Raw genomic sequence first — 14,646 nt, 5'->3', positions numbered from 1 at the left:
ATTTTTTGTTGATTTTATTCAATCCCGTAATAAGCCTTATACCACTGGGCAAACTTCTTGAGGCCCTGTTCAATGGTCGTAGCCGGTTTGAAACCAAAATCTTTTTCCAAATCCGTCACATCGGCATACGTCTGATACACATCGCCGGGCTGCATCGGAAGATATTCCTTCTTTGCTGTCCTGCCCAGTACCTTTTCCAAAGTCTCAATAAAGGTCATGAGCTTCACAGGTTTATTATTACCAATGTTATAAATCTTATACGGATCTCCCCCAAAGCCGTTTACCGGAGGATGGAGCAGCATATTCTCAACACCGGTTACGATATCATCTACAAAAGTGAAATCACGGTACATATCCCCATGGTTGTAAATCGTAATGGGCTCATCCTTCATGATTTTATTAGCAAATTTAAAATACGCCATATCAGGACGTCCAAACGGACCATAAACCGTAAAGAAACGCAGTCCCGTAGCCGGAATTCCATACAAATGACTGTATGTATAAGCCATCAGTTCATCGGACTTTTTGGTAGCTGCATAGAGGCTGATCGGATGGTCCACCGGATCTGTCGTGGAAAACGGTGTCTTTTGCTGATTGCCGTAAACCGAGGAACTGGAAGCAAAAATCAGATGTTCCGGTTTGGCATACCGGCAAGCCTCCAGAATGTTGAAAAAGCCAATGATATTGGAGTCAATGTATTCTCTCGGATGATCAATGCTGTAACGTACCCCTGCCTGAGCGGCCAAATTCACCACGATATCCGGCTGGAAGGTCTTAAAAATCTCATCTACGGTTTCCTTATGGCTCAAGTCGCCTTCCGTAAAGGAGAACCCGGGATACGTTTCCAATTGCTTCAAACGATCCTTTTTGAGCTGCACATCATAATAGGCGTTCATATTATCCAGGCCATGAACCCTGCCGCCATGAGCCAAAACCCGTTTTGAGAGATGATACCCGATAAAACCGGCCGCACCGGTGATCAAAATCTTTTTCTGGTCGAGAGCTTCCAAAATGACACACTCCTTTTCACTCTGACTGTGAATATTCATAAGACTGACTGAGCAGTCTCGTTTCATTATAACACTGAACTATAAAAAATTCATTGGCTGCGAGCAAACCTCGAAAGGACTGCCCCTACCCATCTTCATTTTTTGAGAGATAATGAGTACAGATAATTTGTTTTTGCACTCAGTATAATTTAGAATAAAAAGGTTTACAGTCCATTACCTAGATCTATTCATTCTCTATTTAAGAAAGGATTACCGTTTTGTCATGAATCACTCTATCAACCATCGTTCTCTCATCTTCTTTATCGCTGCCCTGTTTTGTCACATGGGGATTGCTTTCGGGTTCCGCCTGACTGGTCAGCTGGAACAGCGGCTTTTTAATGAAATTTTGCTGTATGGTGCCCTTGCTTTTTCAGTCACGTGGGCGCTATGGAAATATCATAAAACCTATCTGATTCACTTTATTATCATTTTGATATTGTATCTGCTTTCTGTATATCTGCTCCGAGATTTTAGTAATAACGGTTTGGCGGCCAGTGAAGCCATTGAACTGGGAACGAGTCTCTTCAGTCTGTCTGCACTTCTAGGCACTGCTGCTGTCTCTTTAAAGCATAAATTTACGCATGGCGTATTTCTTTTTCTTTTTTATGCCGGCATGATCATCACGGCAGGTATTCCGCTTCTCGGCCTGGGGTACGGTTTTATCAGCGGCGGAAACGCGTTATCTTCCGACCTGGTTCTCGCCGTATTTCAGACAAACCCCAGGGAAGCCATTGCTTTTCTCGAAGACCAGCCGCTCTCACGCTGGGCTGTTGCCATTTTTGCTCTTTTTCTTTTTCTGTTTCTGGAAGTTAAGATTTCCCACAAGATGCTGCAAAATGCTTCGGTCCAGAAATGGCTTCCTATTGTCGTTACAGGTGCACTTCTCATACTAAATATCAAATCTTCCGTACCAAGACTCCATACCTATTATCTTGCTAATACAATAGTCAGCACCCGTCGCTCGCTGAATTCGTACAAAAGCTATCGTAAGCATCAGAAGGAGCGTCTCGACAGGCTCCGGAATTTAACTGATCTCACCATTCTGCCGGAAGCAAAAGGAACCTATGTGCTTATCATCGGTGAATCTGCTTCCCGTGATCATATGCACGCCTATGGCTATGAAAGAGAAAATACGCCTTGGATGGACCGGATGAAAGAGGTCCCGGGTACGACCTTATTCAAAAAAGCGTACGCCAATTATTGTCAGACCGTCCCAGCCCTCACTTATGCCCTCAGCGGCAAAAATCAATACAATGACGTCAATCTTGAAGATGCCTATTCCATCATCGAAATCGCTAAAGCAGCCGGCTATGAAACATATTGGCTCAGCAATCAGGCCCGTTTCAGTGTAGCTGAAACTCCGGTATCTGAAATGGCCTCTACGGCTGACCACCAAATCTGGCTGAACGGCAGGTCCTCCTCTCCGACAGAAGCGAATTATCCCGATAAAGACCTTGTTTCCTATTTACCTGATTCTATACCGGATACACCCACACTGATTGTCCTCCATATCATGGGAAACCATGGAAAATATGCGGACCGCTATCCGAAAAATTTTGAAGTATTTAAAGGAAAGGGGCGCCGCCTCGACGGTTATGACAATTCAATACTCTACGTCGATTCGGTACTGAAGAGTGTTTTTGAAAAAACAAGCCGGTATCCAAATTTCAAAGGATTCATCTATATGCCGGATCACGGAGAACATCCGGAAGATGGGCGTACTCATCAGCCGGACAAATTTACCTACCAAATGGTTCACATCCCCCTTATGATTTATCTGCCCCCGTCTAATGCCGCAAGCCGTCCGGTACTTTACGAAACTGCAAAAAGTCATGTCGCATCTCCATGGACAAACGATTTACTTTATGATGCTATGATAGATCTTCTGGGTATCCAAAATGCACCTTTTACATCATCAGCCTACAGTATTTTCTCCCCTGATTACCACATGACCCGTCAAAATCTCCTTACGCAGCACGGTCAAAAGACGTTAGAAGATGATCCCGACCAGGGATCAGGAAAATAAAAGGAGCGTTGTGAAGAAATTCTGTCAGTTATTTCTTCACAGCGCTTTTCTTTTAACTCTTGCAAAATTTTGTAAAACTGTACGTCAAATTGTTTCTACGAATTTCCAGATGAAAAGAAAGATTTATCCAGCCGAATCATTTTTGTCTTTCCTGTACTAGTTGTGTCATAATAAAAAGGATTATAATAATTAATGATTTTAGTGGATGAGAAAAGCAAAACTTTTGCAGGACCGCTGGAGCAAAGATACGGTATTCGTGTGTCCTCTTTGCTGGAAACCCCGGTAGGAGGGCATTTTTATGTCCCACTCATCCCAATGGGGGAAAATATAATGGCCAAAACAACAATAACTGTTCTAAAAAAAGCGCTCTGCCGGACTGGAGCCGTCTATGCGCTTTTATTTCTGGGATTTGCCTTATTCTTTTCGTCATCCTTTCTGCCCATGCACCATATGACCGCTATCCGGCTTTTCAGAGGAGCCCTTTTTCTCTTTGTGATCCTGGTGTTGTACCAGTTTTTTAGTATACCGTCCCCGCTGCCGCCCGAGGCCTTTCGAACTCGTACCCGACTTTCCGTTTTGCTTACCGCTATGTGGGGAATACCCTACCTGTGGATTTTTTCCCGAAATCCACGTTTTTTCCAGGATGACTGCGGCTACTACTTTATCTTTGCCCCATTCTTGTTTGCATTTTTATTATGTGTGTTGTCCATCCTTTCTGTCATAAGAAACTCACTGATAAAGCGCTTGGGACAGGGAATTCTTTTTCTTTATGTATGTTTTTACCTATTTTCGTCGCTTGCCTCAGCCTTTTATTTCTTTTCCTACGGGCAGACTATCGATGAATATGCACTGCTGTGCGTCATTGCAACGACACCGCAGGAAGCCTGGAACTACCTTTCCTCTTTCCCGCTTGCGCTGAAATGATAACCCTTACGGTCATCGCTTTGGGAATCATTATCGGCCTCGCTGCTGCCCTGCAGAAGGGAACCCGTTCCACAGAATGTCTTTACCATCATCGTAAAGGACTTCTCCCGATTTCCCTTATCATCATCTGTTATGGAACATTCAATTTTGGAGCGAATGTCTTTCCCTTAGATCAATTGTTCCATCTTATGCAGAAACAAGGAGCAATCCGCGCTTTCGTTGATTTGGAAAGAAATATCGATAAAAATGGTACCCAATTCTCGATTTCCGGCACTGCGGCCCTCCCCCACACGCTTCCCGGTACCGTGATCCTGGTTCTTGGTGAAAGTGCCAATCGGGATGAAATGTCCGCTTTCACCTCGATGGATTGCGACACAACTCCGTGGGAACGTTCAAAATCAAAAGACAGTCAGTTCTATTTTTTCCCTCACTCCTATGCAAATTTTCCAAATACCATAATGGCGCTCACCCAGGCATTGACCAGTGTCAACCAATATAATCATGAACCCATCAGTCACGCAGTCGATATCATGACCCTTGCAAAAAAAGCCGGTTACACCACCTACTGGTTTTCTACGCAGTCTCAAAACAGCGTATCTGATTCAGCCATCACGGTGATTGCCAAACAGGCCGACCATGCCATCTGGACCAGAGGATATGACGAAGGACTTCTATCCTTATTAGAATCAGTCCCTGCTTCTCAAAACAACTTTATCATCCTTCATCTCATGGGCAGCCACTTCCGCTACGACAAGAGAGTCTCTCCAAGTTTTGCCCATGAACAGGGATGGACACCTTTATCAAAAAATCATAAAAAAGAATGGTACCGGCGTTCCTTATTCTACACGGATACGCTTCTCAAAAAAATCTATGAATACGGTACATCCTATCTCAATCTGCAGAGCATGATATATTGTTCCGACCATGGTGAAAAAGAGAGTCTCTCCAAGTTTTGCCCATGAACAGGGATGGACACCTTTATCAAAAAATCATAAAAAAGAATGGTACCGGCGTTCCTTATTCTACACGGATACGCTTCTCAAAAAAATCTATGAATACGGTACATCCTATCTCAATCTGCAGAGCATGATATATTGTTCCGACCATGGTGAAAATCTGAAATATACCCATACATCCAGCCCTTTCTATGAAGATATGGTTCATATCCCTTTTTGGATCTACCTCTCCCCTGCATATACGAAAACCTATCCTAAGATTACTGCTTCTCTCAGCCAGCACAAAGAGGCAATCTTTACGAATGATCTTCTCTTCGATACCATAGCCGGTCTTCTCCAAATCCATCATGACGAACTTTCCGAAAACTACCAACTTACATCTCCTCAGTATAATCTCACGCCCGACGAAGCACTCACTCTTCATGGGAAGAAGAAGATTTTCCCCTAAAAAAGGAGCTGTGAAATAATGCGTGTGCATGATTTCACAGCTCCTTTTTACGCAAGTCGCCAGTCGCTAGCCGCCCGTGGAAGCAAAATTGCCAGGGTATTTTTCTACGAACTTATAAAAATAAAACCTAAAATTTAGGTTTTCTGCTAAATTTTAGGTTTTATTTTTTTATTTGACTCAAAAGTCTTACCAAGATGCTGCAGATGAGGCTAAATGCCATATTTAAGATTTTACAACTTCCAGACGATAAACATCTTCCCGCCGATTGTCCAGTGTAAATGTTTCCTGCCGTACCTTGGTCACTAAGTCAAGATCAATAGGCGCATAAATTACGCCAGGCGTTTTTCCGTCAGCTTCTGCAAGAACCTTCCCTCTGGGGTCGATAATCATCGAATGTCCGTAAGCCGTAAAACGGGGCTTCTCTCCCACCTGGTTGGCAGCAATCACATAGCACTCGTTTTCGATGGCCCGCGCCCGCAAAAGGACTTCCCAGTGCATTCTTCCGGTTCCCTCGGTAAAATTGGCAGGAACCGTAAAGAGCTGTGCTCCCTGAAGTGCCATCAGACGAAACATCTCGCCGAAACGGATATCATAACAGACAGCAAGCCCCAGCGTTCCCTTATCGCCTGCCTGAGCCGTCACAATTCTTTTTCCGGGCTGTACCTGATCGGATTCCCGGCTTGTCACTCCGGATGGCAGCACTACATCAAAAGGATGCAGTTTACTGTATTTAGCCACAAACTGACCTTCCGGGTTAATCAAAAAAGCTGTATTCAGAGGGCGGGCCGTATCTTCCGGGTTCCATTCGTAAATACTGCCTCCCACCAGCCACATATGATGTCTTTCAGCAAGTTCTGCCAGTGTATTAAAAGTGGTCCCACCCGGCACGGGCTCTGCATTCATGACAAAATCCCGGCCGAGATAGTTCATTGTTTCCGGCAGTACGGCAAGCTTAGCACCGTGAGCGGCTGCTTCCCCGATAAGAGAAGCGGCTGCCTTGAGGTTCATCGTAACGTCCGACTGGGTATCCATTTGGATAGCTGCTGCAAGGTAATTGGTCATTGGGGTGTCCTTTCTCCTTAATGGAAAAGTTTGTATCGCATTTTCAGCCATGCATACATGGCCATCCCTTTTACATAATCCGCAGTACTGTCCTTTTTGCGGAATTTAGCCCATTGCTTGAAATCATGATAGTTTTCCGGTTTGGCAATCGGCTTGATATTTGTAATCGTTTCCCAGGGGGACAATTTGTTATAGGTACGCCACTGGGCATCGAAATCGGCCAGAACCATCTGCCATGGTTTCCGGCGCCCGGTCCAGTGAATAATGACGCCCTCTCCCGTGTCGTCTTCCCCGCCACCGAATTCGTTATAAATGGAAGGCAGAAAATAATTCGTACCGTCAAAAACAATATTCAGCACATCCTGACTTTGTCCCAGAAAACGAGTCTTTGGTTCTCTCTGAAGGGAAAAAGCTTTTTCCGTGATATGCTGTCTCTGCCATTCCGGAATATTGACAATCATAATGCCATCATTAAAGTAGCGGCCATTTTTCAGCTTCAGATAGTCTCCCCGCCGTTTGGCATCCGGCATCCGTTCCGAAACGGCACCCATGGCGAATCCATCAAGGTCCATCTGCCACAGCGGTTCAAGGGAACGCACCACCATGGTATCGGCATCCAGATAGAGAAAGCGATCTGTCATAGCTTCCAGCAAAAGCGGCATTACAGTCCGGCCATAAGTGATGCGGGAAAAGCGCTCCACTTTGACATGAAAATCCTGGAAAGGTTCCATATCGAGCGTGTAGAGCCGGCACCAGCAGTGATACCGCTTCGCCAGTTCGGATACCTTTTGGGCATTATCTTCAGAATATCCATCTGTAAAAATATGGAAAATGAGACTCATGTCTTTATTGTTTTCCAATACAGAAACGAGAGACGCCCCCATAATCTGAAAATACGCGTCGTTGATATTATAGGCTACATGACGGACAGAACGTTTGTCACCATCCTGCCGAAAATCATAATCCCGGCAGTCCTTCAGAAAACGTCCGGGTACAAAATAACCCTTTTCAAAAGTTTTCATGTTACAGCTCCATAACCTCTTTAAGTTCTTTCTTCACCATATCGGTGCTGATGCAGTCCACACAGTCCATTTTCTGGCAGCGGGAAGGTCCGATGCAGGTATGTTTCCCCGAACAGGGCACATGGCCGCTGACAGCCCGGCTGACCGCACTGGCAGCCCGGTAAATCTCAGGCGAATTATGTGTAAAAATAGTAATGACCGGGCAGCCGGCCACAGCTGCAATATGAGCTGACCCCGTATCGAGCGTGAGCAGCAGCTTCATGCGCCGGAACAAAGCAATGAGCACGGTGAGGGACGTCTTACCGGCGACATCGATTGCTGCTTCCGGATATTTCATCTGCTGCATAATTTCGGCTATCCGCGGTTTTTGGGAAGCAATGCCCGTCATGACAATTCCGGCTCCATAGTTTTCCACAAGCCAGTCTGCCGCTTCAGCAAATTTCCGGGTCGGCCAGTCTTTTGTCTTCGTCGTAGTCTCCACACTGAAAGCGACTTTGACAGCACGGTCACGAAGCGGAGCCAGCAGGGCGTCTGCCTCACGGAGTTCTGCCTCTGTCGAGGGTCGTACCGAAGGCGGAATGAACTCCTCTGAATCGTCTCCGAAATAATCGCGGATAAGGCGCTGGAAACTTTCACTCATGCGATGTTCCCGATAATCCCATGGCTTCCTGAAACGCAAATCATTCGTGTAGAAATATTTTTCCCATCCAAGCTCCCAGCCAAGAGCCCGTTCCATGCTGAGCCGTACAGGAATCCGAGCAAACCATTTCATTAAAGTGACTCGTTCCCGCGGATCCAGGGAAATACCCAAATCATAATGTTCTTTTGCCAGTTCTCTTCCCATCCGGTACACATCCATATATCCACCGCCGCTTTGATAGGTGTAGGGAATGATGCGGTCGATACCGCTCAAGAGCCCGGCTGCACCGGCAAGATTGTCTTTCACCAGATAATGGATTTCTGCCTGGGGATACTGCTGTCTTAAAATGGGAATGACGGAGGCAGACATAAAAATATCGCCCAAGTGCATAATTCCGTCAAGAAAAATTTTATAGTGCCCGTTCATTGTTGTTCACTCTTTCCTTTGCAATGCAATACGTACTGCAATCGTATCGCATAAGGCGGCAGATTGGACTGTTCATCCCTTCTGCCGTCTTTTTGATTTAAGGTACTATTTTAAAATAGTATGATTCATAGTTCTTTATAATATAATTCTTTCACGTGCCGGCCCAGCCTATGCATCTGGCACTGCAATTTTTCGCCCAAACTTTTCTGATTATATAACTCACTCACCATACTGCCCTTGATGCGCTTCACAATCTTTGCATCCAGATTGTGACGTTTGGGAGAAATACCATCTATGAGGGATTGAGAAGCGAGTGCATGATCAACGAGGATAAAATCGAAATTCGTTGTATAAAATGAAATATAGCACAACTTTTGGTAAATTTCCCACGCATCGATTTCAAACCGGACCGGTGTCTGGGCCTTCAGTATATTCTCTGCCGCTCGGCGGTTGAGGACATATCCATGACCGGTAGAGCCGCCCAGTGCGTGCATAATCCACTGATTCCCAGCAATCTGATAAACACAATGTGCACGGCCCCTAATTCGATGCAGACTCAGCACAGTCGGTGCGTTCTGCCTCGCCATAAAAGCCTGGATTTTAGGCACAGCCGTAACAAATTCCGGTGTCAGGCGGGCATCATCTTCAAATACAAATACATAGGGTTCTTCACTTTTCAGCAGTTCCTTATAAATCCCCAGATGGGACAATGCACAGCCAATCTCCCCCAGAGTCAGCAGTCCCTCAGCTTTAGATGCTTTATTCAGTTCACTTTTTGAAAGCTCATCCCCCATAATTGCTTCAAAAAAACAGGGCTCCAGTCCCAGGGCGGCAAAGTTAGCCTCAACGGACTTACGCCGTTCAGGTGCTTTGGCAGAACTGATTACAAAATGGTACATTGTCGCCATTAACTCCCTCTCCACATTCACTGTCCAGACTGTACAACACACGAGTATATCATACAATGCTGCAGCTATTTTTAACTTTTAAAAGATCTCATTATGATTACGTCTTAATTCTAAACCTATGCCTTCTCCTCTAAAGCTGATTCAGATGATTTTTTGCAGCAAGGCGAAGCTTCTCCTGCTGGATAGCAGCCAACGTAAGTCCCCACATGGCAAAGAATAAACGGTCATTATAACGGCCAAACATACTGTTATCAACCATACCATGCACTGAAATGGCAATCCAGACCCAGAGCATAGCGTAAGAATATCTGTTTTCCTTCCGTTTCTGAATCGTCAAAATTAAGTACACGAGGGAACTCAGCATGAAAATGACAAAACCACCGCCTCCCAGGATACCTGAACCTGAAAAGAAGTTTGCTATATTATTATGAGGCAGAGTCAGTGTGGGTTCCTTGGCTCCCGGTAAAATATACTTTTTCCGGTAAATATCATTCCACCGGCTAATGCCCACGCCGTATAATTTATGATCCTGCCACATACGGTAAGCAGAAGTCAGCAAAAGAATGCGTTCCGAATCATAGCTGCGTTTCAAATAGTTCGTCGTAAATCCAAAAACCACGGCCCCGGATAAAATGAAAACCAGGAACAGTGCGGAAATTTTTTTCGTAATAGTTAATCCGTAACGACTCAGAAACACGGCGCTAAGAGCAACAATAGCCCCCAAGAGAAAACCTGCAATCCCACCGCGAGACTGAGATAATACAATACTGCCAATGGCCAGAATGCTGGTAATTACCGATAAAACCGCAAGAAGTTTTTGATGCCGGGGAGATTCACGGTTTACTTTTTTGACAGTCAAAAAAGTATTTAACAATAAAAACGGCAAAATAATTTCCATCACCATGGCAAGATGGTTAGGAGAACCAAAAGATCCATAAACCCTCTGCAGTCTCTGAGCTTTCCACACTTCATGGACTGCTGTTATATTCAGTACATTGGTTCCAGCTATCATCCCCCACTGCGCAGCCGGCACAAGCGAAATGTCCTGCTGCAGCAAAAAGAAACAAATCCACAGGGAAATAGAATACTTCACGAACTTGGATGCGACGCGCATGGAGGCTTCATCTCCTGACAAGTAGGAAGCCAGCAGCAGACCACCCATGAAGAGAACATATCCTACGAAAAAAAGAGCAGGAAAAAATGAAAGCTTCCTCTTCATTTTGAATCTTATCCACAAAATCGTGAGAACGGCAAGACCTGCGCTGATATTATAGCCAGCCATCCACTTGGTACTGCATAAAAAGAAAAAGAATACATTACTGACAAAAAGTATAAATGAATCTAATTTATTCCCCATTGAAAACCTTCTTACAGCCTGTGTCAAAACTTATTTTTTAGCGTAGATTTTTTGCCAAAATTTAGCAAGTTTCAGCCGCACTTCCTGACGAAACAGGGACTTTCCCTGCATATTGCCCGGCTGCGGCATAGGTGCATCCCGAAAGGCAGTTTCCGCCAGATATTTATAATAAGATTTATTAAAGTGCTCCGACCGCTTGAATTCCCAGGGTTTATACCGCCCGGCCCAATGGATTACCGCCGGACGCTTCAGAGCTTCTATCGCATCAATGCGCATAGCCGCGTCCTTAAGTACCTTCAGAGGCATGCCGAATACCGGCGGGATTACATTCCAACGCAGAGGAAGTGAAGCCCAGTTTCCCAAGAAGACATGGTTCAGCCCATCCTGATCATGATGCCTGTAATCATTTTTCGTTACACAATCCTGGACCTGCCCGGTATAATCTTTTTCCCTCCAGGCATCCAGGTCCATCACCATAACGCCGGAATTAAAGTATGGCATCCCTGGCTGCAGTCCGATCGTTTCAGCTTTCTGACGGCGCATCCGGGCTGAGGCCATAATACCAAAATCCCTCACAGCGCCGATAGGATGACCTTCCAAAGGATACTCCCAAAGTTCCTTCACATCGTCATTCACGACGAGATCTGTGTCAAAATACAGTGCCTTATGTATCGATTCCGGCAGCAGCGACGGAATCAGGAGACGCAGGTAAGCTGCCCGGTGAATATGTCCGCTCGTATAAGCTTTTACTTCCACTTGTTTCACCGGAAGAAAAGTTACAATTCCCTTTTTTGCAGTAATTGTCGCCGCAATGGCGGACTCTTTGACTTCGGAAATACCATCATCCAGGATATAAAAATGAAGCGGCCGTTCATCTTTATGGTTGGTTAGCATAGAAACAGCTGCTACGGCCGTATGCTGCGCATAATTGTCATCAGATGCCAATACGATTGTGATTTCGTCCATAGCCGTATCCCCCAGGATTTTTTCTATCATTTTATCATACAATGAAAGTGTATTTTCTACAAGCAAAAAAGAAAAATGAGAGTTCAATAAACAGGCCTTAACAGAAAGTCACTTGTATAATTAAGGTGAAATTAATCCAAGCCGCCTGCAGAGTTTATAGGCCATTAAGCAGCTAATTCCTTAACGACCCGTATCATAAACATAGCTACAAAAAAGGACTGTGAAAAATTTCTTTTCACAGTCCTTATATTCAATTGGAGCGGAAAACGAGATTCGAACTCGCGACCCCCACCTTGGCAAGGTGATGCTCTACCACTGAGCTACTTCCGCAGCACTCAGACAGTATACTCATTTTTTGAATATCTGTCAAGGATTTTACAAAAAATCAATAGCACTTACTCCAGCCGCAGTTCTTGCAGATGTTGCAGCCGCCTTCAAAAACAAGCGGTTCCCCGCACTGCGGGCAGAAAATATTTTCGGCCGTAACCTTGTCCGTTGCTTTTGGCTTTACGGGTTTGGTCTTCGGTTCTTTTGCAAGTTCTTCCTCATCGGCGTGAAGTTCCTTTTGAACCTCGTTATACATATCAATCAACGCATTGCCGACAGCCATCGGGCAGCAGGAACCTTTGCTCGTATCACCGCGGGTTGTGCGGCGAACAGCATAGCTCGGGCAGTTGCCGCAGGAATTCAGCTGATCATAAATCGTGTAGATATCAATCCCGGCACGCGCACTGATGGAAATCATTCTGGACAGACCGATCATGAAGTTATTGCAGCCGCCTGTAGAGCCCTTGCTCAAGTACGTTTCCAAGAGAGCACCGGTCACCGGGTCAAAGAAGGCCATGCAGTGCAGGCTGCCGCAGCCCGTGACAAGCTTTCTCTTCTTTCCGATAACATCATCGTCAATCGCTACAATTTCACCGCGGGCCAGTCCTTCTCCCGCGATAGGCACAGAATCCTTCTCGTCAACATGAGTGGACAGAATTCCGGCACGCTTGCAGCCGTCACGGAAAATCGTGACGCCCTTGCAGCCGCTGTCATAGGCGAGCATATAAAGTTTCTCCGTATCTTCCACCGTAAAGCTGTTCGGCACGTTGACCGTGGAACTGATGGAAGCATCGATGTGCTGCTGCCAGGCAGCCTGCATGGCGATACGGGAACGATAATTCAGCGTCATAGCCGTCACAAAATAAGGCGGCAGTTTGGAGTCATCTTTAATATTATGCTGCTTCATGTACTGCGCTACAATCGGCGTATAAACTTTGTAGTATACGTCTGCCGCATGAAGGGATTCGGTCTTGCGTTCATAGTAGTTTGCATAAATCGGTTCAATGCCGCCGGAAATACCGAGCATCGTGGAAAGCGTACCTGTCGGAGCAATAGTCAGGAGCTGAGAATTACGCAGGCCATACTGCTTGACGAGAGCCGCTGTTTCATCAGTCGTATTGGCTTTAAAGAACGGCGTTTCCATGATTTCTTCCGTATGGCACATCTCATATGCCCCGCGTTCCTTTGCAAGCAGTGCAGACGAGGCGATTGCGGTATCAGCCATCGTAAAGCCGATTTCGTGACAGAACGCCACAGCATCATCACTGCCGTAAGTCATGCCCATTTTAAGGAGCATATCACCGAGGCCCATAATTCCAAGCCCGATTTGACGCCACTTAGAAACGCTTTCACGCTGTTCTTCCAGAGGATGCAGGGGCAGCCCTTCTTCCAACACATCATTCAGTGCGCGCACGGCAATCCGGACGCAGCGTTTAAACTCATCCATATCGAAGGCCGCTTCGGGCGTAAACGGATTCTTTACAAACTCAGACAGGTTCATACTGCCGAGGAGGCAGGACCCGCCGGCCGGCAGCGGTTCTTCCGCACAGGGATTGACGCCGGCAAAATGGAATTCCTTCGTGTTGGACAAGAGGTTCCATGAACAGATGCGGTCCCAGAACAAAGCACCCGGTTCGGCATAATCCCAGTTGGTTTCAGCAATCAAATGGAATACATCAGCCGCATCAACCAGATTTTCAATAACCTGACCGGTTTCCTTTCTCGTAAAATGGAGACGGAATTTTTTATGTTCCTTCACAGCCTTCATAAATTCATCATTGATGCGGATGGAAATATTGGCTTTCGTCACCTTTTCCAGGTCGGTCTTCAGTTTAATGAAATCAATCAGATCCGGATGCGTGCAGTCGAGGGAAATCATCAGGGCACCGCGGCGTCCGTTCTGCCCGATCAATTCGGTAACCAGAGAATACAGCGTCATAAAGGAAATAGATCCGCTCGTTTCCTTTGCCGCATTGTTAATGCGGGCCCCCTTCGGGCTGAGACCGGAGATATCAATGCCACAGCCGCCGCCATAACTGTACGTACGGGCCAGTTTCCCGGCGCGGTCAAAAATACTTTCGATATTATCTTCGGGTGGTTCTACCACGTAGCAGTTGGACAGTGTAATTTTCTTTCCCTTGTTTTCCAAACCGCGGTTTGCCAGAATACGTCCGCCGAAAAGAAACTTTTTGCTTTTCAGGAGTTCGGCCACGTCCCCATCATGACCGCTGACACGATCAAGCCATTCATCAAATGTCTCCCCGTCATATTTGTACTTGTTATGCCAGATATCAAGGCCCAGTTGGTTATCCTTGCCGAGCCAGTCCATTTCGTCCATCGTACCCCGTCCTTTCCTCTTTTTTCAATATGTTGTATAAGTCTTACATACAAGACACTAGATTTAGTATAAGTCTCGTGTTTTATGGTAGCAGGATATTTTCCTTCCGTCAAGACCGTGTAAACCTCCATAAAAAAGGCAGAAGGCGCATTAAATAACGCGAAAAAAGACATAAAAAAAATTCCGGAATTTTTTTA

At 45.7% G+C, this 14,646-nt stretch carries 12 protein-coding genes and 1 tRNA gene; 4 read left to right on the top strand and 9 right to left on the bottom strand.

Translation table 11 applies throughout. The features are described 5' to 3' along the window. Nucleotides 1-14: 14 nt before the first annotated feature. Entirely contained in the window at nucleotides 15-1,049 is a 1,035-nt protein-coding gene (locus tag LKE33_04935) for an NAD-dependent epimerase (protein ID MCH3950270.1), read from the bottom strand. Between the two features lie 223 nt (nucleotides 1,050-1,272). Between LKE33_04935 and LKE33_04930 the strand changes: the two genes are divergently transcribed. From LKE33_04930 to LKE33_04915, 4 genes are all read left to right on the top strand, one after another. Further along, a complete protein-coding gene (locus tag LKE33_04930; protein MCH3950269.1) occupies nucleotides 1,273-3,075 on the top strand; it encodes a phosphoethanolamine transferase in 1,803 nt (600 codons plus the stop codon). Nucleotides 3,076-3,267: 192 nt separating this feature from the next. Next, the gene (locus LKE33_04925; GenBank protein MCH3950268.1) at nucleotides 3,268-3,999 is read left to right on the top strand and encodes a hypothetical protein; all 732 of its coding nucleotides are present in this window, start codon (nucleotides 3,268-3,270) and stop codon (nucleotides 3,997-3,999) included. Continuing rightward, entirely contained in the window at nucleotides 3,996-4,961 is a 966-nt protein-coding gene (locus LKE33_04920; protein ID MCH3950267.1) for a phosphoethanolamine transferase, read from the top strand. Before LKE33_04925 ends, LKE33_04920 begins: the two co-directional genes overlap by 4 nt. After that, on the top strand, nucleotides 4,924-5,403 hold the full coding sequence (locus tag LKE33_04915; GenBank protein ID MCH3950266.1) for a sulfatase-like hydrolase/transferase: 480 nt from the start codon (nucleotides 4,924-4,926) through the stop codon (nucleotides 5,401-5,403). Before LKE33_04920 ends, LKE33_04915 begins: the two co-directional genes overlap by 38 nt. Nucleotides 5,404-5,625: 222 nt before the next feature. Here LKE33_04915 and LKE33_04910 read toward each other — a convergent pair whose 3' ends face one another. The 8 genes from LKE33_04910 to LKE33_04875 form a co-directional block, all read right to left on the bottom strand. Further along, the gene (locus LKE33_04910) at nucleotides 5,626-6,465 is read right to left on the bottom strand and encodes a carbon-nitrogen hydrolase family protein (protein ID MCH3950265.1); all 840 of its coding nucleotides are present in this window, start codon (nucleotides 6,463-6,465) and stop codon (nucleotides 5,626-5,628) included. A gap of 17 nt (nucleotides 6,466-6,482) precedes the next feature. Next, nucleotides 6,483-7,487 carry a glycosyltransferase family 8 protein gene (locus tag LKE33_04905; GenBank protein ID MCH3950264.1) on the bottom strand — a complete coding sequence of 335 codons (1,005 nt, stop codon included), beginning with the start codon at nucleotides 7,485-7,487 and terminating at the stop codon, nucleotides 6,483-6,485. 1 nt (nucleotide 7,488) lies between these two features. Then, nucleotides 7,489-8,553: a glycosyltransferase family 9 protein gene (locus tag LKE33_04900; GenBank protein MCH3950263.1), complete on the bottom strand. Its 1,065-nt coding sequence runs from the start codon at nucleotides 8,551-8,553 to the stop codon at nucleotides 7,489-7,491. Nucleotides 8,554-8,678: 125 nt separating this feature from the next. Beyond that, nucleotides 8,679-9,452 carry a glycosyltransferase family 25 protein gene (locus LKE33_04895; GenBank protein ID MCH3950262.1) on the bottom strand — a complete coding sequence of 258 codons (774 nt, stop codon included), beginning with the start codon at nucleotides 9,450-9,452 and terminating at the stop codon, nucleotides 8,679-8,681. 139 nt (nucleotides 9,453-9,591) lie between these two features. Continuing rightward, complete coding sequence (locus LKE33_04890; protein ID MCH3950261.1) at nucleotides 9,592-10,623, bottom strand: O-antigen ligase family protein; 1,032 nt, start codon at nucleotides 10,621-10,623, stop codon at nucleotides 9,592-9,594. A gap of 225 nt (nucleotides 10,624-10,848) precedes the next feature. Beyond that, on the bottom strand, nucleotides 10,849-11,784 hold the full coding sequence (locus tag LKE33_04885; GenBank protein ID MCH3950260.1) for a glycosyltransferase family 8 protein: 936 nt from the start codon (nucleotides 11,782-11,784) through the stop codon (nucleotides 10,849-10,851). A 255-nt stretch (nucleotides 11,785-12,039) separates the two neighbouring features. Continuing rightward, nucleotides 12,040-12,114: transfer RNA gene (locus LKE33_04880), tRNA-Gly, on the bottom strand. 55 nt (nucleotides 12,115-12,169) lie between these two features. Next, nucleotides 12,170-14,449, bottom strand: a complete 2,280-nt coding sequence (locus LKE33_04875) for an adenosylcobalamin-dependent ribonucleoside-diphosphate reductase (GenBank protein MCH3950259.1) — start codon at nucleotides 14,447-14,449, stop codon at nucleotides 12,170-12,172. Nucleotides 14,450-14,646 lie beyond the last annotated feature (197 nt).

The organism is Acidaminococcus sp. (assembly GCA_022482815.1).
Classification (GTDB): Bacteria; Bacillota; Negativicutes; order Acidaminococcales; family Acidaminococcaceae; genus Acidaminococcus.
The sequence above is the reverse complement of the archived record's forward strand: the minus strand, read 5'-3'. Positions and strand labels throughout refer to the sequence as shown.

Bases quoted from the DNA above. Each gene is read 5' to 3' on its own strand.
- LKE33_04915 (MCH3950266.1), top strand. From the start codon at position 4,924: ATGGTGAAAAAGAGAGTCTCTCCAAGTTTTGCCCATGAACAGGGATGG.
- LKE33_04890 (MCH3950261.1), bottom strand. From the start codon at position 10,623: ATGGGTGGTCTGCTGCTGGCTTCCTACTTGTCAGGAGATGAAGCCTCC.
- LKE33_04910 (MCH3950265.1), bottom strand. From the start codon at position 6,465: ATGACCAATTACCTTGCAGCAGCTATCCAAATGGATACCCAGTCGGAC.
- LKE33_04920 (MCH3950267.1), top strand. From the start codon at position 3,996: ATGATAACCCTTACGGTCATCGCTTTGGGAATCATTATCGGCCTCGCT.
- LKE33_04895 (MCH3950262.1), bottom strand. From the start codon at position 9,452: ATGTACCATTTTGTAATCAGTTCTGCCAAAGCACCTGAACGGCGTAAG.
- LKE33_04900 (MCH3950263.1), bottom strand. From the start codon at position 8,553: ATGAACGGGCACTATAAAATTTTTCTTGACGGAATTATGCACTTGGGC.
- LKE33_04930 (MCH3950269.1), top strand. From the start codon at position 1,273: ATGAATCACTCTATCAACCATCGTTCTCTCATCTTCTTTATCGCTGCC.
- LKE33_04935 (MCH3950270.1), bottom strand. From the start codon at position 1,049: ATGAATATTCACAGTCAGAGTGAAAAGGAGTGTGTCATTTTGGAAGCT.
- LKE33_04905 (MCH3950264.1), bottom strand. From the start codon at position 7,487: ATGAAAACTTTTGAAAAGGGTTATTTTGTACCCGGACGTTTTCTGAAG.
- LKE33_04885 (MCH3950260.1), bottom strand. From the start codon at position 11,784: ATGGACGAAATCACAATCGTATTGGCATCTGATGACAATTATGCGCAG.
- LKE33_04875 (MCH3950259.1), bottom strand. From the start codon at position 14,449: ATGGACGAAATGGACTGGCTCGGCAAGGATAACCAACTGGGCCTTGAT.
- LKE33_04925 (MCH3950268.1), top strand. From the start codon at position 3,268: ATGATTTTAGTGGATGAGAAAAGCAAAACTTTTGCAGGACCGCTGGAG.